The sequence below is a fragment of the Streptomyces sp. NPDC057950 genome (assembly GCF_042887295.1).
Classification (GTDB): domain Bacteria; phylum Actinomycetota; class Actinomycetes; order Streptomycetales; family Streptomycetaceae; genus Streptomyces; species Streptomyces kaempferi.
Map to the genome: position 1 here is coordinate 1 of NZ_JBHVPP010000035.1, position 22,013 is coordinate 22,013.

Sequence of the window (22,013 nt, forward strand, 5' to 3'; positions counted from 1 at the left end):
GAGGCCGGGATGGTGCCTCCGGCACCACACGCTGGAACAACTCCCACAACTCATCCGGCACCAGCCGCTCAACAATCCCCACCACGACGGGCAGCCTACCCAACCAAATGAGATGGCTTCTAAGGGCTGTCCCGTAATCCCCGGCGGGCGCACGACGACAGCTACGGCACCTCGCCGCGCTGTCGGATCGCCCGAATACACCCGGTATGAGGACGACCCTCGCACCTTGGATGCACCGCATCTGACGCCGCGCGCTGATCCACCGGGGATTACGGGACAGCCCTTAGGCCTCCACGCCCTCGTCGTCATTGTTGCGGCTTGGCTGTGGCGCAGTTCGTCGTTACTGCCACACGACTGCCCCCGTGGAGACGGCCGCACTGATCAGGTTCCCGCGAGGCCGGACAGCCCCGCCCATGTCTCCGTCGCTGCCGCAAAACGCACGCATATGCACCGCACAGTCGACGGTTATCAAGTAGCAATACAAGTACTCGCCGTGGCAGGGAAGCTAACCATGCGAGATCTTGCTCCTTCGCGGGCAACATTTCAGCGCGCATCGCGAGCATGCCAATGCTCTCATCGCTCAAACGTGAGAGATATCCTTGCCACGACGGCCGGCTAATCACCGCGGCTGGAAGTCATCCAGTGGCTCGGCCCTGAAGACGATGATGGTGTTGTCCAAGCGATCGCAGAGCTAGCCGGTTGATCCGCTCCACCGGAATGAAATGGCGGCCCTGCTTCTTGGTTCGGTGCCGACTCTACGAAATGCCAGGCCCTCGACGAATCCAACGGGCGGTACGTTCTCGTTGAGCGAGATCTGAAGACTTCGCAGGTCGATAGAGCTATACGCATCTTCCGATACTGGGATCCACGTCTCGAAGGTTCTGTCATTCCGACCGACCCGCACTGGCAGCCCGAGCAGGCCGCGGTCGACCGTACTGCGTAGATCGTGGAGGACCTCCTTTCGGTTGGCAAGCTGGACCCGCTCCCCGGGATCGGCCCGATGTTGGGGCGGCCGGCGCGGCTACGGCCCGCATCTTCCCGGCACGGGGACTGAGGGAGAAGCGAGATTCAAGGGCCTGATGTGGAAACACACTCAAGATCCATTTTGGATACGCGCCCCCGTCCTGCGATAACCGGGACGGGAAGCGGGCGCGGGCAGTCCGGGACGACGGAATCGAAGCCCGATGCTCCCGCCGGCTCGGAGTATGGATGCACAAGGCCCACTGTTACGCCCGGCGGGAGCGGGCTACCCTGACGCCCACGACACAAGGGGGTTCCGTGCGCGACCTGGCCGTTCATCCCACTTTGGTTATTGTCGGACTCAACAGAAGCGGCACCACAGCTTTGAGTCACGCCTTCTTGAACCATCCGGAGATCGAACTTTTCAAGGATCCGGGAAAATACATCTATGAATCGACAGGTGCGGCTGATTTCTCACATTATTTCGAGCAGCCGCTCAGACCGACCACGAAGGTTCGAGTCATAAAGCAGAGCATCGGCCAATACACGCCGGAACTCTGTACCATCCCTGTCTACCCTTCCGGCGTCGAGCGACCCGTCTTTCTTCGCAAGTTACACCACATCTACATCATTCGACACCCCAGACTCATTTGGCAGTCCTGGGCGAACATGACGCACTGGCTGAAGAGTACCGACAATGAAGTGGTCACCAGCCATTGGGCCAAAATTGTACACAACCAAGGGATACCCGTCGGATGGGGAAGCTTCTCCCTGTTCCACCTCGCCATGTGTTATTTCAAGGAAATGTTCGAATTCATTCGCTCGGTAGCACCCGAGTCGACGTACGTGATCCCTCATGCGGATCTTCAGGACAAAGCCACCGCGGAACGCATCATGGGCAGTATCTGCATCGAACTGAATCTTCCGTACGCCCAGGAGATGATTGACTGGAAGATCCAGTTCGGCGGCGACTCCGGAGGCCGACTACGGGACGGATTCAATCGCCCCCTAGATCATCCAGAAAGGCAGTACATTCACCGAAGCGTTCTAGCGAGCAATGGCTTGGGTTTTACCCATGATGCCGGTCCTGGCGACTTGCCGCCTTGGCCGGATCAAGCCATGGGAGAGGAATTGGAGCGCGTCTACGCGACCATGCTCGAGCACGCTCGCGGCAAACACGGCCTGCTCCGAAAGAATACTTGAGAAAATTGCCTGATGGGAGAGGGGATCCAGTGCGGCACAGGTCCATGTTCGACAAGATCACTCTGGGCACAGCGGTTTTCGTTTCGGTAGCAACATCGGTACTTGACTTCACCGGGGCGATCGACGGTCTCCCTTGGCTGAAGGAAAGAATCCCCGTGATGACACTCCTCGTCGTGGGCGTTACCACACTGAGCATCCTGATCGACGGAGACCGTCTGATCAGCGTAGCTCGGGAAGCGAACAGGCAAGCTCAAGAGGAACTGGCCGAACGTCTGGCTGTCGACCCCGCAGGAATCACCATCATGCGGAAACTGAACGCCCGCTGGCAGGAGCGGCAACTGGAAATACATCACTTTTTCAATGAAACGGTTACCGTAAGAAGCGAGAGAGTGCTGATCGATCGACTCACTCAATATCAGCATGATTTTAGTATCGGCCAGATGGCGGGCGGTGCGAGAACTCGCTTCCCCTGGGATCTCACAGTCGCCGCCATGGATCTGAGCGGGAGGTTCAGCTACCATCCAAATCCCGTCATTCAGGGGACCAGACCTAATCAGAGCCACCACGCACGCATACTTCAGGAGCGTAATGGAGAGTGTTTCTGGGTGAATCAATTTATCACCCCGCAACTCCGGCAGGCGCTGGGGACGACACAGGGTGACGAGTTCAAGCATGACAGGCTCACCCGGGTCTACTACAGGTACAACAAGCACCTGAACATTATTTGTATCATCGAATCCCATATAGACGTACTCTATCAATTGCCAAGAAATATAGGCGAGTGAACCCATGGAATACCCTGCGGGTAAAAGCAGCTGCCGCTCGAGCAAAGTTCAGCTTGTTTCAGCACTCTTTGTTCGCGATCAACGGGTTCTGCTCTGTTACCGGAATCCGAATCGCCGATGGTATCCGGACACGTGGGATCTGGTAGGTGGGCACGTCGAAGAAAGGGAGACCGCCCAGGACGCCCTGGTTCGAGAAGTACGCGAAGAGCTCGGTATCGATGTCGCCCGACCAGTTGGTCCACCTGTTGCGCATTTTCTGACAGATGATGCCGAAATGCGGATTTGGATGATCAAAAATTGGGACGGCTATCCGTTCAATGCGGCGCCTCGCGAGCATCGGGCGATCGGCTGGTTCGACACGGCGGAATTAGGGAATCTGAAATTGGCACACCCCAATTATTCCGGCCTGATCTCCAGACTGATCCGGTCCGAACAGCCTCACTGAGCGTCGTAACACTGGCGTCCTCCGCACCCCGGACGACCCAGTTCGGTACCGAGCCCTCCATCGTCACGTCGTCGGCAAGGCTGTCCGGCCGATGGGGGTAGTCGTCCGCGCGCACGCGCATGCGCGCCGGGTCGCCGCTGCCCAATTACATCGACTTCGTCCTGTCAGTCATCTTCCAGCCGTTCAAACGGGACAACGCGTTCGAGGAGCCCGACCTGATCGCGGACGTCGGTCCGGTGTCTCTGTACGGCAGGCCGAGCCGTGCCTGTCGCCGGGATGGGCTGCGCCGCCGACATCAACATCGGAATTGGTATCGGCATCGGCATCGGCAGGGCCGGGTTCTATCTGTCGGCTTCGTTCCGGGCGCCGCCGAAGACGAAGAGTGGCTTGGCGTCGCGTGCGGGGGTTTCGGCGAGCGCGAGGGCTTCGGTGAAGTGTTCGAGTGGGAACGGCCGGCCCTCGGGGATGCTCAGGACCCCGTCGGTGACCAGTCCACGCACCTCGGACAGCGCGCTCAGCGCGTCCTCGGGTGAGGCGGTGGCGAACCAGCGGTTCAGCCAGAACCCTCGGACCACCTTGGTCTCGTAGATCACCGAGCGGGCCTGCAACGGGATCGTCAGCGCCGCCGGATCGGTCTTGCGGTGGGTGGACAGCGCGCCGTAGACCACGACCTCTCCCCCCGGGGCCAGCGCCTGGGACACCTGGGCCCCCACGACTCCCGCGACACAGTCGGTGGCCTTGCGCACGCCGGCCGGCCCCGCGATCTCGGCCACGCGCCGCACCAGGTCCTCGTCCTCGGTGCAGATGACCTCGTCACCACCGAGCGCCTTGATCTCCTCGACGGCATCCCGCCGCCGCACGACATTGATCGTGCGCACACCCAGATGCCGGCACAGCTGGATGACGAGTCGGCCGACGGTCGAACCCGCCGCCGTCTGCAACAGCCATTCCCCCGGCCGCACATCGAGTACACGCGTCACCAGGAGCAGCGCGGTCAACGGATTGACGGCAAGTTGGCAGGCGCTGGAGTCGCTCAGGCCCTCGGGGACCGGCAGGAGCCTTCGTGTGTCGGCAACGAGGTATTCCTGCCAGGTGCCGGCCGCCGGGGGCCCCGGTACCGCCGGTACGGCGGCGACCACGACACGCTCACCGACCTCCAGCCCCGCGGTGTCCGGGCCCAGGGCCTCGATACGGCCCACGCATTCCATGTGACCCCCGACAGCGGGAAATTCGGGGGAGAAACCGTAGCGGCCCCGCAGGACGTGCAGATCACTGGCGTGGACCGGAGTCGCCGTCACACGGATCAGCGCCTGGCCCGCCTCCGGCATGGGAACAGGCCGGGACTCCAGCCGCAGAACATCGACGGGCTCGCCGACCCTGTCGGCTACGAGCGCGCGCATGGACCGAGACATGAATGACCTTTCGTCTCTCACCGCCCGACGAATTCGGAGGGTGATCGGGGAAAACAATTCTGGTGCCGGCATTCCCGTCGGAACTCAAGGGGCACGCCCGGACCCGGAAGCATTCCCGGCGGCGGAGAATGCCGCGTCCCTGTCCGCCGCGTCGGTTCGGGGCTCAGGAGGCCGCCGGGAACACCTGGGGGTCGTCGATCGAGTCACGCCCCTTCGCGGTCGCCGTCCGACGGGTCGGCGACGTACTTTGCGTACTCCGTCCCGGCGAAGTGTTCGCCCAGCTTGCGGGAGAAGTAGTTGAGCATCTGCAGCGGACGGTGGTTCATCACGAGATGCTGCGTCTTCCCCTCGTCGTTGAAGTAGACGACGGCGATGTTGGCGATCGGCTTGCCGTCCACCGTCGCCGCGTAGTCCTCGACGAATCCGTTCTCTCCGTACTTGCCGATGTGGATGAAGTCCTGGAAATCGTAAAGAGTGCGCGCATAGGACAGAATCGCAAAGACGTCCTCGGCCCCGTGGACGGTACCCGTGAAGACTCCGGCCTCCAGCGTCACATCGTCGGCAAGATTGTCCAGCCAAGGGGGGTAGTAGTCCTTTCGCTGCCGCGCCGGGTCGCCGCTTCCCAGATATGTCGGGGGCGTCTTGTAGGTCATCTCTCATCCTCCTGTATCGGTTGAACTTCTAACAGAATCGCCGGACGCGACAGGGACTGTCCAACGAAAGTCAGAGAACGCCGCCATCTCGCCGAGAGATACCTCGAGGGCTCGCTGAGGGATACTCGGAGGGTGGAACTGCGCCAGCTCGAGTACTTCGTCGCCGTCGCCGAGGAAGCGAACTTCACCCGTGCCGCCGCACGGCTGCACGTCGTCCAGTCCGCGGTCTCCACCACGATCAAGAACCTCGAGCGGGAACTCCGCACGCCGCTGCTGGAACGCACCCCCAGACGCGTGCTGCTCACCGATGCCGGCGCTGCCCTGCTCCCGCGCGCCCACGCCGCTCTCGACGCCGCCCGGGAGGCCGCGGACGCGGTGGACGAGGTCCGCGGCGGACTGCGCGGCACACTGCGGCTGGGCGCGATAGCCACGGTCGGGGTCATCGACCTTCCCGTGTTCCTCGGTGAATTCCACCGGCGTCATCCCGGTGTGTTCCTGCGGACCGGCGCCGCCCCCTCCGGCTCCCAGGGCCTGGTCGACGCCCTCCTCGAACGGCGGCTCGACCTCGCCTTCGTCTCGGGGCCCGGACCGGGCCCGACGGGCATCACGCTGACCGCCCTGGCGACCTCGGTGCTCGACCTCGTCGTGCCGGCCGCCCATCCGCTCGCGAGACGCCGCACCGTGTCGATCACCGAACTGGCCGGCCTGGACTTCGTCGACTTCCCCGCGGGCTACAGCAACCGGACCGTCGCCGACCGCGCCTTCGCCACCGCCGCCGTCCCCCATCACGTCGCCATCGAGATCACCGACCTCACCACCGGCGTGGCCTACGTCCGAAACGGCCTGGGGGTGGCGCTGCTGCCGCGGGTCGCCCTCGACGGCAAGGGGCAGGACGTCGCCACCCTGACCGTCGACGACGCCGACCTGGAATGGCAGTTCTCCCTGGCCGCTCCGTCCGAGCGGCCCCCAGGTGCGGCGGCACGCGCCATGCTCGACATGGCCCACGAGTTCTTCCGGCAAGGGTGAGCATCGGCCTCCCTGGAACAGGTGGACATCGGCTCGGAAGGCGTTGGCACGTGGTCGGTCGGGAGGGGGAAGTCCGACGTGTGCCGGGGCGTGGTGCGGACGGGACTTCGTGGTGCGGTCGGGGCGGAGACCGACGTGCGGGAAAGGGCGGAGACCGACGTGTGGGAGAGGGCGCAGACCGACGTGTGAGAGGGGCGGAGACCGACGTGTAGGAGGGGGCGGCGTCCGTGTCGCGGCCGTGCTCGCCGTCCGTCGCCCCGCCGTCTCCTCGCGCTCCTCACATGCGCACGGCCGAGTGTCGTTCTTTCAGGGGGAGTTGGTCGCCGGCGTGGAGGACGGCCGAACGGTTCGGCGGTCTTTGCGAGCGAATTCCGATCCGTGCCTTCGGTCGCGTCGCTCACATAATTGGTGCAGGCATCTAGGCAATTCACACTTCTTCGCGGACAGTTGATGGCGGAAGGCCCCGAAGAAAGCAATCGCTCACATGTGCCATCCCTCCGATGTTCCCGTACAGCCCCACGCCGTCACCCGGACCCACGCTCTCACCGTCGCCGAAGTGATTCCCGGTGATCTTCTCGCCCTCTCGGATCAGGACGTGAAGGAGAACACCTGGTACGCGGTGACGCACACATCGCCCGAGACTCCGCACACCATTCGCCTGACATTGCGGCCGCCGCTCGGCGGGAAGGATCGCGACGCGGTATTCGAGCGGGCTCGTCAAGTCATCGTCGGCTGCTGCCGGTTGGACGTGACGGCAATTCCCGGGACCGTCTCGTCCGATCTCGACACGGTGGAATTCCGGGACGGGGACCGCGTCGGTTCGCTGCGCGTCGTGGACCCCGGGGCCGTCGAGGAGTCGTACACCCGTAGGTGGGGGCGGTGGTACCCGGATCTGGACAGCGGGACCCGGGAACCGATCCCGGACGCGGAGGTGCGGGAGCGGGCCGCGCGAGCCGTCCGGCAGGGACACGTCGTACGCCATCACCCGCGTCCGCACCGGTCCGTCGAGGCCCGTGCGCCGCGCCGGGTCGTCGTCACCGGGCTCGGCGCCGTGACGCCCCTCGGTGTCGGAGTCGGGGAACTGTGGCAGGGGCTGCTCGAAGGTCGTTGCGGCATACGCGAGTTGGAGGGCGAGGAGTTCGCCGGACTGCCGGTGCGGATCGCGGGGACCGTGCCCGTGGACCCCGTCGGCCTGCTGCCCCGGCCGCAGGCCCGGCGGATGAACCGGTCCGCCCAGTTCGCGGTGCTCGCCGCCCGCGAGGCCTGGCAGGACGCCGGGTTCGACCCGGCCGGTACGAGGGAGAGCGGGCTCGCCCCCGAGCGGGTCGGCGTCTCGGTCGGCTCCATCCTCGGCGACGCCTCCGTCCTGGTCGGCGGCGACCGCAGGCTGCGCGACCGCGGACCGCGTGCGGTCTCCCCGCTGACCACGCCGATGACCGTGCCCTCGCAGGCCGCGTCGCAGGTGTCGCTCGCCCTGCGCATCACCGGCGAGGCCCGCACCGTGACCAGCGCGTGCGCCTCCGGCACCGAGGCCGTCGGGCAGGCCGTCGACCGCATCCGGTACGGGCGGGTCGACGTCGCCCTCGCCGGGGGCGCCGAGGCCGTGGTCACCCCGGCGATCATGGCCTCCTTCGCCGCGATGCGCGCGCTGTCCGCCCACCCGATCGGATCCACCAGCCCCTCCCGGCCGTTCGCCGGCGACCGCGACGGCTTCGTGAACGGCGAGGGCGCCGGGTTCCTGCTCCTGGAGGCCGAGGAGCACGCCCGGGCACGCGGGGCGCGCGTCTACTGCGAGGCCGCCGGCTGGGGCCTGTCCGCGGACGCCCACCACATGGCCGCGCCCGACCCGTCCGGCAGCGGCGTGGCACTGGCGCTGCGCCGGGCCGTCCAGGACGCGGGCGCCCACGTCGTCGACGTCGTCCACGTCAACGCGCACGCCACCGCCACCGTCGACGGCGATCTCGCCGAGGCGCGCGCCCTGCGCGCCGTGCTGGGCGGACGGGTGCCCGTCACGGCGCTCAAGGGCCATCTCGGCCATCTCCAGGGAGCCGCGGGCGGTGTGGAGGCCGTCGCCACGGTGCTCACCCTCCATCACGGCCTCATCCCACCCACCATCGGCTGTGACGTCCAGGACGACGCCATCGGCCTGGACGTGGTGACCAAGAGCCCCCGCCCGCTGCCCGCGTTCGGCGACCTCGCCCTCAGCAACTCGTTCGGATTCGGCGGTCACAACGCGGTGCTGGCGTTCCGCCGCACAGGTTGACTGGCCCGGCGGCCACATCGGCCGCGGGCGTACGGGCCTACGGGCCTACGGGCCTACGGGCCGGTCTACCGGTCCGGCGGGGTTCTGTCGTGTCTCAGGCCGAGGCCCGTTTGCGGGGGGTCGTCTTCTTCGCGGTCGCCGTGTTCTTCCTGGCGGCCGTCTTCTTCGCCGCGCCCTTGGCCGTCCCCTGGGCCGTCGACTTCGTGGCCGTCCGGGCGGTGGTCCCGGAGGACGCCTTCGCCGTGCTCTTCTTCGCCGTGGTCTTCTTCGCCGCCGTCTTCTTCGCGGTCGACGTGGACTTCTTCCCTCCGACCGACTTCGGTGCCGTACGGGCCGACCCGCGGGCCGGGAGCGGGGTGACCTCGGCGGTCCCGCCGGTCTCCTCGCCCTTCCCACCGGTCCGCTCCTCGGTCTTCGCGGCCGTCGCACCGTCCGTCTCCTCGCCGCGGGACTCCTTCGCCGCGCGCACGCTCTTCTCCAGGGCGGCCATCAGGTCGAGCACCTTGCCGCCCGCCTTCTCCCCGGCGGGCGCGGCCGGCGCCTGTTCACCGGATGCCTTGGCGGCGATCAGCTCCTCCACGGCGTCGCGGTAGTCGTCGTGCAGATCCGTGAGGTCGACCTCGCCGAGGGTGTCCATGAGGGCGTCGGCCAGGTCGAGTTCCTGGTCGCGGACGGTCACGTTCGCGTCCGGGGCGACCTCGTCCGTACCGCGGATCTCGTCCGGCCAGAGCAGCCCGTGCATGGCGATCACGTCGTCCACCACCCGCAGCATCCCGAGCCGCTCCCGTCCGCGCAGCGCGAACTTCGCGATGGCGACCTTGCGGCTGCGCTTGAGTGCCTCGCGCAGCAGGATGTACGGCTTGGCGGCGGGGACGCCGTTCGCGGACAGGTAGTAGGCCGTGTCCATCTGGAGCGGGTCGATCCGGTCGGCCGGCACGAAGGCCACGATCTCGATCGTCCTGGCGGTCGGGATCGGCAGCGAGGCCAGGTCCTCGTCCGTGACCGGGATCAGCGAGCCGTCGCCGTCCTCGTACGCCTTGCCGATCTCACCGCCTGTGACCTCGCGGTCCTCCAGTTCACAGAACTTCCGGTACCGGATGCGGCCGCCGTCGGCGAGGTGGACCTGGCGGAAGGAGATCGAGTGACTCTCCGTGGCGTTCACGAGCTTGATCGGGATGCTGACCAGCCCGAAGGAGATGGCGCCGTTCCAGATGGATCGCACGTGCAGCACCTTCCTGACACGGATTCGAGAGACGGGAGGCGGGAGACGGGAGGCGAGGGGCGAGGGGCGAGGGGTCCGACACGGATTTCGCGGGGTGCGGTTGGAAGTCAGGCTAGACGCGTGTTCGCGACAGCACATCCGCAGGCGGGACGCCGAGCGCCTCGCCACGGTTTCGTGCGACGCTCGGCCCATGACGCCGATCACCGAGGTGGAGGGACGGCGGCTCGCGCTCACCAACCTGGAGAAGGTCGTCTACCCGGCGACCGGCTTCACGAAGGGCGAGGTCCTGCACTACTGCGCGACGACCGCGACCCCGCTGCTGGCGCACCTCCACGACCGGCCGGTCTCCTTCCTGCGCTATCCCGACGGACCGGACGGCCAGGTCTTCTTCACCAAGAACGTGCCGCCCGGCACCCCCGCCTGGGTCCAGGCGGCCGAGGTCCCCCGGACGGAGGGACCCGCCCGTATGGTCCTGATCCAGGACCTCGCCTCGCTCATGTGGGCCGCGAACCTCGTCACCGAGTTCCACACACCGCAGTGGCGGGCGGACGCGCCCGGCGCGGCGGACCGGCTGGTGTTCGATCTGGACCCCGGCGCCCCCGCGACGGTCGTCGAGTGCTGCGAGGTCGCCCTGTGGCTGCGGGAGCGGCTGGCGACGGACGGGATCGCGGCGTACGCGAAGACGTCCGGCTCGAAGGGGCTGCATCTGCTGGCGGCGCTGGTGCCGGTGGCGTCCGAGGACGTCGCCGCGTACGCGAAGAAACTGGCCGTCGAGGCGGAGCGCGCGCTGCCGGGCCTGGTCACGCACCGGATGACGAAGAGCCTGCGGCCGGGAAAGGTCTTCGTCGACCACAGCCAGAACGCCGCGCGCAAGACCACGGCGACGCCGTACACCCTGCGGGCCCGGACCACGCCCACCGTCTCCGCGCCCGTCACCTGGGACGAGGTCGCGGACTGCGGAGAGCCGGAGCGGCTCGTCTTCCACGCCGGGGACATCGCGCCCCGGCTGGAGCGGTACGGCGATCTGCTGGCACCCCTGCTGGATGCGGGCCGCGCGCACGCCTTGCCGTGAGCGACGACGGACACCGCGCACGGCCCGCGGCCCCTCCCGGACCCACGCGGCACTCCCGGCCGGCCCCTCCCGGACCCATTCGCTCCCACTCCCGGCCCCTCCCGGCCCCTCCCGGACCCACTCCCGGCCCCTCCCGGACCCACTCAGCCCCCCTCCCGCCCTCCCGGCCCCGGGTCGCCGGACCTCGGAGCTCGGGTCGCCGCGCATCCGGCCCGCGCGGACAATGAACAGCGACAGGGCACGGGGGCGAAGCGGGACCCGGCAGGGCAGGTCGAAGGGCGGGGCGAGGCGGGACGGGACGGACGGGACCGGACAAGGGCAGCGCAGGGTGTGTGGCCGCGTGCCACCGGGGGCGGCAGCGGCCTGCCGGCGAGGTGGCGATGATGCCGACGTGGCGACTGCGGGACTTCCACGACGATGATCTCGACCAGGCGATCCAGATATGGGACCAGAACCGGCTGGCGGACGACGCCGCCGCCGTCTTCCCGGTCTCCGAGGTCATGGCGGCGGCCCGGGGCGGCGGCCCCGCCGTGGTCGCCGTCGCCGGGAACGACATGGTGGGCCTGGCGGTGGCACAGGCCCGGGGCGACCGGGCCTGGATCACGCTGGTGGCGCTCTCCGCCGCGTGGCGCGACCGGGGCATCGGCAGCGCCCTGATCGGCGAACTCGAACGGCGGCTGCGGACCCAGGACGTACGGCGGATCGGGGCGTTGCTCACCCCGGGGGCCACCGGGACGACGGCCCTGGAGAACTCCGGCTACCGGGCGCGCACCGGGCTGGTCCTCTACGAGAAGATCGAGCATCTCGGCGCGGGCGAGGCGGGTCTGCTCGCGGAGCTCGGCGGGAGGCTGCAGCCGCAGGGGCTCTGGCACGCACTCGCCGGGATGGAACGGGAGAAGGACGCCATCGAGCGGCGGATCGTGCTGCCGCTGGCCGAGCCCGAGCTCGCCGACCGGTACGGGGTGACACCGCCGAAGGCGGTCATCCTCTTCGGGCCTCCGGGCACGGGGAAGACCAGCTTCGCGAAAGCGGTCGCCTCCCGGCTGGAGTGGCCGTTCGTGGAGCTGTTCCCGTCCCGGCTGGCGGCGGGCGCCGAGGGGCTCGCCGCGTCGCTGCGGGACACCTTCGCCGAGCTGGCGGAACTGGAGACGGTGGTGCTGTTCATCGACGAGGTCGAGGAGATCGCCGGCGCCCGGTCCGGTCTGGCCGTCGATCCCGGCCACGGTGTCACCAACGAGCTGCTGAAACTGATCCCCGGCTTCCGCGACCACGACGAGCGGCTGCTGATCTGCGCCACGAACTCTGTCCGCTCACTGGATCAGGCGTTCCTGCGGCCCGGGAGGTTCGACTACGTCATCCCGGTGGGACCGCCCGATCCGGCGGCCCGGGAGGCCATCTGGCGGCGCTATCTCGGGGCCGCCGCCGACCGCGTCGAGCTGCACCGGCTGGTGGCGGCGAGTGAGATGTTCACCCCCGCCGACATCGAGTTCGCCGCCCGCAAGGGTGCCCAGGCCGCGTTCGAGCGCGAGATCACCGACCGCCGGGGCGTGCCGGCCGGTACCGAGGACTATCTGGCGGCGGTCGCCGACACCCGCCCGACCCTCACCGCGCAGGCCCTCACCGAGTTCGAGGAGGACATCGGGCGTCACGTACGGATGTGACGCCCGCCTGCCCGCCCGCGTGCGGTGCGGGCGCACGACGGGCGCGTACGGCGGATGGCGGGACGGCGGACGGCGAAACGGCGGACGCGTACGGCGGACGGCGGCGGACGGCGGACGGCGAAACGGCGGCGGACGGCGGGCGCCTCACACCCTCAGCCACGTGTGCCGGTCCCGGGCCATCGCGTGCAGTGCCTCCACGTCCGCCGGTTTCAGGACCCCGCCCAGCCGGGCCAGGGAGGACAGCTCGGTGTCCTGGAGCACCCGCAGCTCACGGAGCGGCGAGAGGACGTCGAGGCCCGCGGGCCCGGCCAGGGCCAGGACGGGACGGACCTCGGCGGTCAGCGCGTACGAGGCCCGGCCGGCGTCGGCGCGGACCTGCCGGAGCAGGGGGCGCGACTCACGGCGGCCGACCGTGACCATGGGATCGGTGACCAGGACCCGCTGCTTGCGGGCGTACACGGCACGGACCGAGAAGAGGCCCCCAGGTCCGATGACCAGATGGTGGATGCGGTCACCGCCGGGCAGGGGGACCGAGTGCACGATGTGCCAGCCCGCTCCCTCCAGCCGGTCGAGGGCGTCGCCGACGGTCTGCTCGGCGGCGAGCGCGCGGCGGCGTGGGTCGGGCCGCAGCCGGTGGGCCGGCCCCGGATCCCGGTCGAGGGCGACGACCAGCGCCTCGCCCGGCCGGTTGGGCGCGAGGTCGTCGTCCGGATGGAGGGTGAGGCGGGCCAGCTCCGCCGGGGTGGGGACCGGGGGTGGCCCCACGGTCACGGGGCCGGTGAGGAACGGGGCGAGCGTGTCGAGCACGTCCTCCCGCCGGTCCTCGCTGAGCAGGTTGACCCGGGCCGTGTCACGGTCGTACCAGGCGACGTTCCTTCCGTCGGTCAGGCACACGTAGAGACGCTCCTGTCCGTGGCGCCAGGCCGGTACGACCCGCAGTCCGTTCATGCACCATCACCCCATGACCATGGGAACAGGCGGGGTGCTCCAGGGGCAAGAACCCGGTTACCTTTGTGAGCAGTTGGGGGAGTTGTGGGAGGCGCCGTTGCGGACTCGCGGAAGACAGCCCGATGTACCCGCTCCGCAGAACCCGTGGAGCGAGATCGTGCCCGGCCTGTGGATGGGCGGGCACGCCTTCGCGGGGCGCTCCGGGGAGCCGGAATTCGCCGTCGTGCACGATGAGTTCGACCTGGTCCTGACGCTGCTGCGGCTACCGGGGCACGGTCCGGACCCGGGCGTCGAGCACCATGTGTGGCCGATCCCGGACGGTCCCCTGGACGGCACGCAGCTGGCGGGCGTGATCCGTCTGGCGCGGGCCGCGGACGACGCGCTGGAGGACGGTCGCCGGGTCCTGGTCCGCTGCTACCACGGCTACAACCGCTCGGGGCTCGTCGTGGCGCACGCGCTGATCCTCGCGGGGCACAGCTCCGACGAGGCGATACGGCTCATCCGCGGCCGCCGCTCACCGTGGGCCCTGCACAACGAACTGTTCGTGGAGTACCTGCGGGCCGGGCTCCCCACCGCCCGGCTCCTGGAGGAACTGGCGGAGTGACGGAGTGACGGAGGCCGCCGGACCCCGGGACTCCGGGACTCCGGGACTCCGGGACTCCGGGACTCCGGGGGCGGAACGCAGGAGCCCGGAGGGGCGGAACGCGAGAGTCCGGTCAGCGGTCCGTCCACGAACAAAAAGGACTTCCGTACGAATAAGGTGTAGGGCGTCGGTTCCGTCGGTTTCACGCCGGCCTCGCGCACCGTGCCGTCCCCGGCCCCGGACCGAGGCGGGCACGGACGCAGGAGAGCAGTGACCCCCACTCGGCCCAGCCGCCTCACGCTCGCCGCCCTCACCGCCCTCACCGCCGTGCTGGTCGCGGTCCTGGCCGGCTGTGGCGACTCCGGTGCGCTGCGCTCCGCGGGGAAAACGCCCACCGCCGTGGGCCCCGCCAGGCTCTGGCCGGAGCTGCCTCCCGCGTCGACGCCCGCCCTCGACTACGGCGAGGCCGACACCGAGACGGTCAAGGGCGTCACCGCGCCGGGCGACGACATCCACCAGGTGAATCCGCTCGACGTGGTGCGCGCCGAGGTCGCCGCGCACCCGGACGAGTACTCCGGCGCGGGCGCCTCGCACGCGGCGACGGCCCGGCAGCTGGAGAACTGCGGGAAGAAGGGCTCCCTCGGCGAGGACTGCCCGCTCCTGAAGGCGTACTACCGCGATCTCACCGGCGACGGGAAGGACGACATGGTGCTCGGCATCCGCTTCCCCCACAACCAGCTGGCCGTGCGCGTGTACGCCTTCCTGAACCACCGGCTGGTGCAGGTCATGAGCACTTCGGACAGTGTGGTCAGCGTCGAGCTCGCGGGCCGCCAGGTGATCATCCGTTCGCCCTCGACCCTGCCGGGCTACGAGTTCCGTACGGTGTGGACCTGGGACGCGCACCAGAACGCGATGCTGGCGACCCGCGACGAGATCCTCCGGGTGGGCACCCCCTCCCCCACGCCCACCCGTGCCACGACCCCCGCGCCCCTCCCGCCGCCGTCCGCGTCCGCGCCCCCGTTCACCACCTCCGGCCCGACCCCGTCGGCGAGCGGCTCATGACACGCCCCCGACGGCACCACCGCCCCGCCGGGCACCTCCGACCCGCCCGGCGCCTCCGTCCCGTGCGCACCCTGCGGGCCCTCTGCCGCATCCCCCACTGGACCGCCACCCTCACCTGGAAGGCGACCGCCTTCCTCGCGGTGATGTGCTGCGGCCTGGCCGCCCTCCTCGGCGTCCTCGTGCATGTGTCGGTGACGAACCAGACCGTCGGCGAGGCCCGCGGGCGCGCGCTCGACCGGCTGACCGAGGTGACGGCGGCGTACGAGGAGGGCGACCGGCTGCCCCCGGGCGCGGGCGTCGACCTGCCGGGGCTGCCGGCCGCGCTGCGCGAGCTGGCCACCGACGGCCGGCGCGGCACGATGGTCGGCGGCGAGGACGAGCATCCCACCATGTGGGCGGCCGGACCCGCCGGCCACGGCCGGGCGCTCGCCGTGCGGTTCGACTACGCGCAGGGCGCCCACGCCATCGACGCCCTGGACCGGGCGATCGTGTGGTCCTCGGCGCTGGCGATCGGCGCGACGCTGCTGGTGGGGGCGTTCGCGGTGACCCGGGTGACCCGGCGGCTGCACGCGACGGCGCGGGTGGCCCGGCGGATCAGCGCCGGCGACCTGGACGCACGCGTCAACGACCCTCGCACCGTCCACGACCCTCGCACCGCTTACGAACCCCGCACCGTCCACGACCCCCACACCGCTTACGAACCCCGCACCGTCCACGACCCGCGTACCGCCTACGACCCCCGCACCGCTCACGAACCCCGCGCCGTCCACGACTCCCGCGGCGGCGCCGAACCCCGTACCCAGCGCCCGGCACGTCCTCAGGACGAGGTGGCCGCGGTCGCCGGCGCGCTCGACACGATGGCGGCCTCGCTGCAGAGCAAACTGCTGAGCGAGCAGCGCTTCACCGCGGACGTGGCGCACGAGCTGCGCACCCCGCTGACCGGGCTGCACGCGGCGGCCGAGCTGCTGCCACCGGGCCGGCCGACCGAGCTGGTGCGCGACCGGGTCGCCACGCTGCGTACGCTCACCGAGGATCTGCTGGAGATCTCCCGCCTGGACGCCGGGCGGGAACGGCTGGAACTGGATGCGGAGCCCCTGGCCCCGCTGGCCGGCCGGGTGGTGGGGGCGTCGGGCACCGGGACCGAGGTCCATGTCGTGCGCGACACACGGGTGGAGACCGACCGGCGCCGCCTGGAGCGGGTGCTCGGCAATCTGGTGGCCAACGCGCACAAGCACGGCAGGGCGCCGGTGACGCTGACCGTCGACGGCCCGGTGGTGACGGTACGGGACCACGGCGACGGCTACCCGGACTACCTGCTGGAGCACGGGCCGCAGCGGTTCCGTACCGAGGGCGGCTCCAAGGGCCATGGTCTCGGCCTGACCATCGCGCTCGGCCAGGCGGAGGTGCTGGGCGCGCTGCTGGTCTTCGCCAACGCACCCGACGGTGGGGCTCTGGCGACCTTGACGCTCCCTCAGGACGAGCGGGACCAGAGGGACGAGCACGACGAGCGGAGCTCGCAGGACGGACGGGACGGGGAGATCGACCGGGACCGCGGGCACGGCCGCGGCGGTCACACCGGTCTCTGAGCCCTCCGCTCCCCCGACGCGATGAACCCGCGCGAGGTGCACCGAAACGGACCGTTCACCACCGCATGACGGGACATCAGCTCCGCCACTTGCTACGTTCCGGACATGATTCAGCCCGGAATGCCCGGTTCGGACGGAACGACCGGAACAGCCGGAACCACCGGAACGGCCGGAACCACCGGACCCACCGGAACGGCCGTGGTGGCGGACCCACCCCCACCCGTCCCCTCCGCACGTCTCGCCAGGCGCCGCGGCATCGAGTTCACCCTCATCGTCGTCGCCGTGCTGCTCTCCGTGTACGGCTACTGCGCCGTCGGACTCGCCCGGCACGGCACCGTCCCGCCCGGCGCCGCCGGTTACGGCGCGGGGCTCGGCGTGCTGGCGCTGCTCGCGCACGTCGCGGTACGGCTGCGGGCGCCGTACGCCGATCCGCTGCTGCTGCCGATCGCCGTCCTCCTCAACGGCCTCGGCCTGGTGCTGATCTACCGTCTCGACCTGGAGACCCCCGACGACCCGGCCGCCCCGATCCAGCTCATCTGGTCGACCCTCGGTGTCGCGCTCTTCATCGTGGTCGTGTTCTTCCTGCGCGACCACCGCGTCCTGCAGCGCTACACCTACGTCTCGGTCGTCACCGCGCTCGCGCTGCTCCTCCTGCCGATCCTCTTCCCCGCCGTGAACGGCGCCCGGATCTGGATCCGGATCGCCGGATTCTCCATCCAGCCGGGCGAGTTCGCGAAGGTGCTCCTCGCCGTCTTCTTCGCCGGCTACCTCGCGGCCAACCGCAACGCGCTCACGCACGCGGGCCGTCCGATCCTCGGCTTCATCCGGCTCCAGCTTCCCACCGGCCGCGTCCTCGGCCCGATCGTCACGGTCTGGCTGCTGAGCGTGCTGGTGCTCATCCTGGAACGGGACCTGGGGACGTCGCTGCTGTTCTTCGGCCTGTTCGTGATCCTGCTGTACATCGCCACCGGCCGCACCGGCTGGATCGCGGTGGGCCTCCTGCTCGCCTGTGCGGGCGCGATGGCCGTGGGCCGGCTGGAACCGCACGTCCACGGGCGGGTGCAGGACTGGCTGCACCCCTTCGCCTCGATCGACGCGGGGCTCGGGCCCAACCAACTCGCCCAGTCCCTCTTCGCGTTCGCCGCCGGCGGGGTGCTCGGCACCGGTCTCGGGCTCGGTCACTCCATCCTGATCGGTTTCGCCGCCAAGTCGGACTTCATCCTCGCGACGGCGGGCGAGGAGCTGGGCCTGTCCGGGCTCTCGGCGATCTTCCTCCTCTACGCGCTCCTCGTGGAGCGCGGCTACCGGGCCGGCCTCGCCCTGCGCGACCCCTTCGGGCGCCTCCTCGCGATCGGCCTCGCCTCGATCGTGGCGCTCCAGGTCTTCGTGATCGCCGGCGGGGTGACCGGTCTGATCCCGCTGACCGGCATGGCGATGCCGTTCCTCGCCCAGGGCGGCTCCTCGGTCGTCACCAACTGGATCATCGTCGCGCTGCTGATCAGGATCAGTGATTCGGCACGCAGTCAGTACGACGGGACGGCGGCGCCGTGAGCCGCCGGAAGGACTCACCATGACCAAGTACATCCGCAGGGCCGCCGCCCTGTGCGCCGTGCTGCTCGTCGCCCTCCTCGTGAACGCCGCCCGCGTCCAGGTCGTGCGGGGCGGGACGTACGACGACAACCCGGCCAACCGCCGTCAGTCGATCGCCCGGTACGGGCAGCCGCGCGGCGACATCCTGGTCGGCGGGCGGCCGGTCACCGGCTCCAGGGACACCGGGGAGCAGCTCCGCTACGAGCGGACGTACACGGACGGCCCGCTGTACGCGCCCGTGACCGGCTTCGCCTCACAGGTGTACGGCACGACGTCCCTGGAGAGCACCGAGGACGGCATCCTCTCCGGCACCGATCCGCTGCTCTCCCCGCTCCCGCTGTGGAACGACGTCACGCGTGCCCGCAACCCCGGCGGCCAGATCGTCACCACCCTCGATCCGGCCGCGCAGCGGGCGGCCTACCAGGGGCTCGGCCGGCGCCGGGGCGCGGTCGCCGCCATCCAGCCGTCCACGGGAAGGATCCTGGCGCTGGTCTCGACGCCTTCCTACGACCCGGGGCAGTTGTCGGGGACGGGGACGGCGGTGACGGACGCGTGGCGGCGGCTGAACGCGGCGGCGGACAGACCGATGCTCAACCGGGCGATCCGGCAGACCTATCCGCCGGGGTCGACGTTCAAGGTGGTGACGGCCGCGGCGGCGCTGGAGACCGGTGTGGTGACGGACGTCGACGAGTCGACCGACTCCCCCGACCCCTACACGCTGCCCGGCACCAGGACCTGGCTGACGAACGAGACAGAGGGCTGCGAGGACGCGTCGCTGCGGTACGCCTTCGAGTGGTCGTGCAACACGGTCTTCGCCAAGCTCGGCGTGGACGTGGGACTGCGTGCCATGGCCCGCACGGCGGCGGACTTCGGCTTCAACGACAAGAAGCTGCGCATCCCGTTCCTGGCCGTGCCCAGCAATTTCGACACCGTCCTCGACAGGCCGCAGTTGGCGCTCTCCTCCATCGGCCAGTTCAACACCCGGGCCACGCCCCTGCAGATGGCGATGATCTCGGCGGCCGTGGCGGACGGCGGGACCGTCAAGTCGCCCTATCTGGTGGAGCGGAGGAAGGGGCTGGACGGCACCACCGTCTCGACGACCGGACCGCACACGCTCCGCCAGGCGATGAGCCCGGCGACGGCCGCACGGATGCGCCGGCTGATGACGGACGTGGTGACGGACGGCACCGGCACGAACGCCGCGATCCCGGGGGCGACCGTCGGCGGCAAGACCGGGACCGCCCAGCACGGCATCGACAACCTGGGGCTGCCGTACGCCTGGTTCGTCTCCTGGGCCCAGGCCGACGACTCCCTGGAGCCCGCGGTGGCGGTCGCGGTCGTCGTCGAGGACGCGGCGGCGGACCGCGGCGACATCAGCGGGGGCGGGGACGCTGCGCCGATCGCGAAGGCGGTGATGGAGGCGGTGCTCGGGTCCGGGAACGGACACGGCGAAGGAGGCTCGAAGGGACGTCGTGAAGGCCGGTTGCGGCCGGAATGAGATATCCGGCCGCGATCGGCGTACTGATGGGGGGCTTCCCACCACACGGCCCCCGTCCTGTCATGCCGGAGGTACCTCGCCCGTGAGCATCACCAGAGCGGCCCCGCCGGAGCCCGGCCACCGCGACCCGGACGAACCGCCGGCCGAGGACGCGGGCGGACCGCCGGCCGGGGCGAAGGAACGGCGGGCCGGGGCGAACGAACCGCAGGCCGGGGCGGAAGAACCGCGGGCCGACGATTCGCAGGGCTGGCAGTTCAGCTCGCCGCTCGTGCTGGTCATGCTGCTGGTCGTGCTGGTGCTGGCGCAGGGCCCGGTCCGCGGCGCCCTGTCCGCGCCCGTGATGCAGAGCTGGATGACCGTGTTCGTCGCGGTGGTCCTCCAGGCCCTGCCCTTCCTCGTCCTCGGCGTACTGCTGTCGGCGGCCATCGCGGTGTTCGTCCCGCCCGCGTTCTTCGCCCGCGCGCTGCCGAAGCGGCCCGCGCTGGCCGTGCCGGTGGCCGGGATGGCCGGGGCGGTATTGCCGGGCTGCGAGTGCGCGTCGGTGCCGGTGGCCGGCGCGCTGGTGCGCCGGGGGGTGACACCGGCGGCGGCGCTGGCGTTCCTGCTGTCGGCCCCGGCGATCAACCCGATCGTGCTGACCGCCACCGCCGTAGCGTTCCCCCGCGACCCCGAGATGGTCGTGGCCCGCTTCGTGGCGAGTCTGCTCGTGGCGTGCTCGATGGGGTGGCTGTGGCAGCGGCTGGGCCGTGCCGACTGGCTGCGGCCGCCGGCCCGCCCCTCGCACGAGGGCCTCGGCAAAGGGGCCGCGTTCTGGGGGTCCGTGCGGCACGACGTGATGCACGCCGGCGGCTTCCTCGTCATCGGGGCCATGGCGGCGGCCACGCTCAAGGCCGTCGTACCGGCGAGCTGGCTGCACGCCGCGGCCGACAACCCGGTGGTGGCGATCCTCGCCCTGGCCGTCCTGGCGGTGCTGTTGTCCATCTGCTCCGAGGCCGACGCGTTCGTCGTCTCGTCCCTGACCCAGTTCTCGCTGACCGCACGGCTGGCCTTCCTCGTGGTGGGACCGATGATCGACCTGAAGCTCTTCGCCATGCAGGCCGGCACGTTCGGCCGCGGGTTCGCCCTGCGGTTCGCGCCCGCCACCTTCGCGCTGGCCATCCTCGGATCGGTGCTCGTCGGGACGGTGCTCCTGTGAACCGGCAGGCCCAGGCGGTGATCATGTTCCTGGTCGGGGCGGCGGTGCTGCACGCCGGCTTCACCGACCTCTACCTGCGCTACGTCAAGGCCGGGCTGCGGCCCCTGCTCCTCGCGGCCGGTGTGGTCCTGATCCTCGCGGCGCTGGCGACGGTCTGGTACGACCTGCGCGCCCCGAAGGACGCACACCGGCACGCGGAGGGCGCGGGGGAAGGCGAGGGGCAGGGGGCCGAGGGCGGGGACGGCCACGGACACGCGCACCGGGAACCCCGTGTCTCCTGGCTCCTCGTCCTGCCCCTGTTCGCCCTCATCCTGGTCGCCCCGCCCGCGCTCGGCTCCTACAGCGCCCTGCACACCGGTACGGCCCTGCAGGCGCCCCTCGCCTACCCGCGCCTGCCGGCCACCGACCCGCTCCCGCTCAGCGTCGTCGACTACGCGGGGCGCGCCGCGTACGGTCACGGCCGCACCCTGGGGAACCGGCGGGTCGAGGTCACCGGTTTCGTCGCCCTCGGCCACGACGGCACCCCGTACCTGGTCCGGATGGCGCTCAACTGCTGTGCCGCCGACGCCCAGCCGGTCAAGATCGGCCTGACCGGACACATCCCGCCCGTCCTGCAGCCCGACGCCTGGCTGCGGGTCACCGGCACCTACACCGGCAAACGGGCCAAGGACCCGGTCAACGACGGGGTCATCCCCTTCCTCGACGTCACCGAGGCCAAGCCGGTCCCGACCCCGCGCGACCCGTACGACGAGAGCTGGAACAACTGACCGGAACGACTGACCGGGACGACTGGCCGGGACAGCTGGGACGGGGTGTCGCACGGTTCGGACACCCCCCGGTGGGCGGCCC

General features: G+C 70.0%; 18 protein-coding genes. 14 read left to right on the forward strand and 4 right to left on the reverse strand.

Annotated elements, in window-relative coordinates:
- Positions 1-1,278: 1,278 nt before the first annotated feature.
- From ACFVTC_RS39405 to ACFVTC_RS39415, 3 genes are read left to right on the forward strand one after another with little or no spacing between them, the layout of a single operon-like run.
- Positions 1,279-2,163 (forward strand): hypothetical protein, encoded by an 885-nt coding sequence (locus tag ACFVTC_RS39405; RefSeq protein WP_390134118.1) that lies wholly within the window; start codon positions 1,279-1,281, stop codon positions 2,161-2,163.
- Between the two features lie 44 nt (positions 2,164-2,207).
- Positions 2,208-2,948, forward strand: a complete 741-nt coding sequence (locus ACFVTC_RS39410; protein ID WP_390134120.1) for a hypothetical protein — start codon at positions 2,208-2,210, stop codon at positions 2,946-2,948.
- 4 nt (positions 2,949-2,952) lie between these two features.
- Positions 2,953-3,393, forward strand: a complete 441-nt coding sequence (locus tag ACFVTC_RS39415; protein ID WP_390134123.1) for an NUDIX domain-containing protein — start codon at positions 2,953-2,955, stop codon at positions 3,391-3,393.
- A 341-nt stretch (positions 3,394-3,734) separates the two neighbouring features.
- On the opposite strand, the gene ACFVTC_RS39420 is transcribed toward ACFVTC_RS39415, so the two are convergent.
- Entirely contained in the window at positions 3,735-4,793 is a 1,059-nt protein-coding gene (locus ACFVTC_RS39420) for a zinc-dependent alcohol dehydrogenase family protein (protein WP_390134125.1), read from the reverse strand.
- A gap of 215 nt (positions 4,794-5,008) precedes the next feature.
- A complete protein-coding gene (locus ACFVTC_RS39425; RefSeq protein WP_390134128.1) occupies positions 5,009-5,458 on the reverse strand; it encodes a hypothetical protein in 450 nt (149 codons plus the stop codon).
- 132 nt (positions 5,459-5,590) lie between these two features.
- Between ACFVTC_RS39425 and ACFVTC_RS39430 the strand changes: the two genes are divergently transcribed.
- Positions 5,591-6,484: a LysR family transcriptional regulator gene (locus tag ACFVTC_RS39430; RefSeq protein WP_390134130.1), complete on the forward strand. Its 894-nt coding sequence runs from the start codon at positions 5,591-5,593 to the stop codon at positions 6,482-6,484.
- Between the two features lie 484 nt (positions 6,485-6,968).
- A complete protein-coding gene (locus ACFVTC_RS39435; protein WP_390134132.1) occupies positions 6,969-8,747 on the forward strand; it encodes a beta-ketoacyl-[acyl-carrier-protein] synthase family protein in 1,779 nt (592 codons plus the stop codon).
- 94 nt (positions 8,748-8,841) lie between these two features.
- On the opposite strand, the gene ACFVTC_RS39440 is transcribed toward ACFVTC_RS39435, so the two are convergent.
- Complete coding sequence (locus ACFVTC_RS39440) at positions 8,842-9,978, reverse strand: Ku protein (RefSeq protein WP_390134134.1); 1,137 nt, start codon at positions 9,976-9,978, stop codon at positions 8,842-8,844.
- Between the two features lie 181 nt (positions 9,979-10,159).
- On the opposite strand from ACFVTC_RS39440, the gene ligD reads away from it, so the two are divergent.
- Positions 10,160-11,041, forward strand: a complete 882-nt coding sequence (gene ligD, locus ACFVTC_RS39445) for a non-homologous end-joining DNA ligase (RefSeq protein ID WP_390134136.1) — start codon at positions 10,160-10,162, stop codon at positions 11,039-11,041.
- Positions 11,042-11,424: 383 nt separating this feature from the next.
- Complete coding sequence (locus ACFVTC_RS39450; RefSeq protein WP_390134138.1) at positions 11,425-12,702, forward strand: ATP-binding protein; 1,278 nt, start codon at positions 11,425-11,427, stop codon at positions 12,700-12,702.
- Between the two features lie 144 nt (positions 12,703-12,846).
- Here ACFVTC_RS39450 and ACFVTC_RS39455 read toward each other — a convergent pair whose 3' ends face one another.
- Entirely contained in the window at positions 12,847-13,650 is an 804-nt protein-coding gene (locus tag ACFVTC_RS39455; protein ID WP_390134140.1) for a nuclease-related domain-containing protein, read from the reverse strand.
- Between the two features lie 97 nt (positions 13,651-13,747).
- On the opposite strand from ACFVTC_RS39455, the gene ACFVTC_RS39460 reads away from it, so the two are divergent.
- The 7 genes from ACFVTC_RS39460 to ACFVTC_RS39490 all read left to right on the forward strand — a co-directional run bounded on the left by ACFVTC_RS39460 (position 13,748) and on the right by ACFVTC_RS39490 (position 21,931).
- A complete protein-coding gene (locus ACFVTC_RS39460) occupies positions 13,748-14,254 on the forward strand; it encodes a protein phosphatase (RefSeq protein WP_390134256.1) in 507 nt (168 codons plus the stop codon).
- Between the two features lie 249 nt (positions 14,255-14,503).
- Entirely contained in the window at positions 14,504-15,295 is a 792-nt protein-coding gene (locus ACFVTC_RS39465; protein ID WP_390134142.1) for a hypothetical protein, read from the forward strand.
- A 143-nt stretch (positions 15,296-15,438) separates the two neighbouring features.
- Positions 15,439-16,881 (forward strand): ATP-binding protein, encoded by a 1,443-nt coding sequence (locus tag ACFVTC_RS39470; RefSeq protein WP_390134258.1) that lies wholly within the window; start codon positions 15,439-15,441, stop codon positions 16,879-16,881.
- A gap of 105 nt (positions 16,882-16,986) precedes the next feature.
- Entirely contained in the window at positions 16,987-18,432 is a 1,446-nt protein-coding gene (locus tag ACFVTC_RS39475; RefSeq protein ID WP_390134144.1) for an FtsW/RodA/SpoVE family cell cycle protein, read from the forward strand.
- A gap of 19 nt (positions 18,433-18,451) precedes the next feature.
- Complete coding sequence (locus ACFVTC_RS39480) at positions 18,452-19,969, forward strand: peptidoglycan D,D-transpeptidase FtsI family protein (protein WP_390134146.1); 1,518 nt, start codon at positions 18,452-18,454, stop codon at positions 19,967-19,969.
- Positions 19,970-20,051: 82 nt separating this feature from the next.
- A complete protein-coding gene (locus ACFVTC_RS39485) occupies positions 20,052-21,164 on the forward strand; it encodes a permease (RefSeq protein WP_390134148.1) in 1,113 nt (370 codons plus the stop codon).
- Positions 21,161-21,931, forward strand: coding sequence for a TIGR03943 family putative permease subunit (locus ACFVTC_RS39490; RefSeq protein WP_390134150.1), 771 nt, complete (start codon positions 21,161-21,163; stop codon positions 21,929-21,931). The genes ACFVTC_RS39485 and ACFVTC_RS39490 overlap by 4 nt, the downstream gene beginning before the upstream one ends.
- Positions 21,932-22,013: the final 82 nt, after the last annotated feature.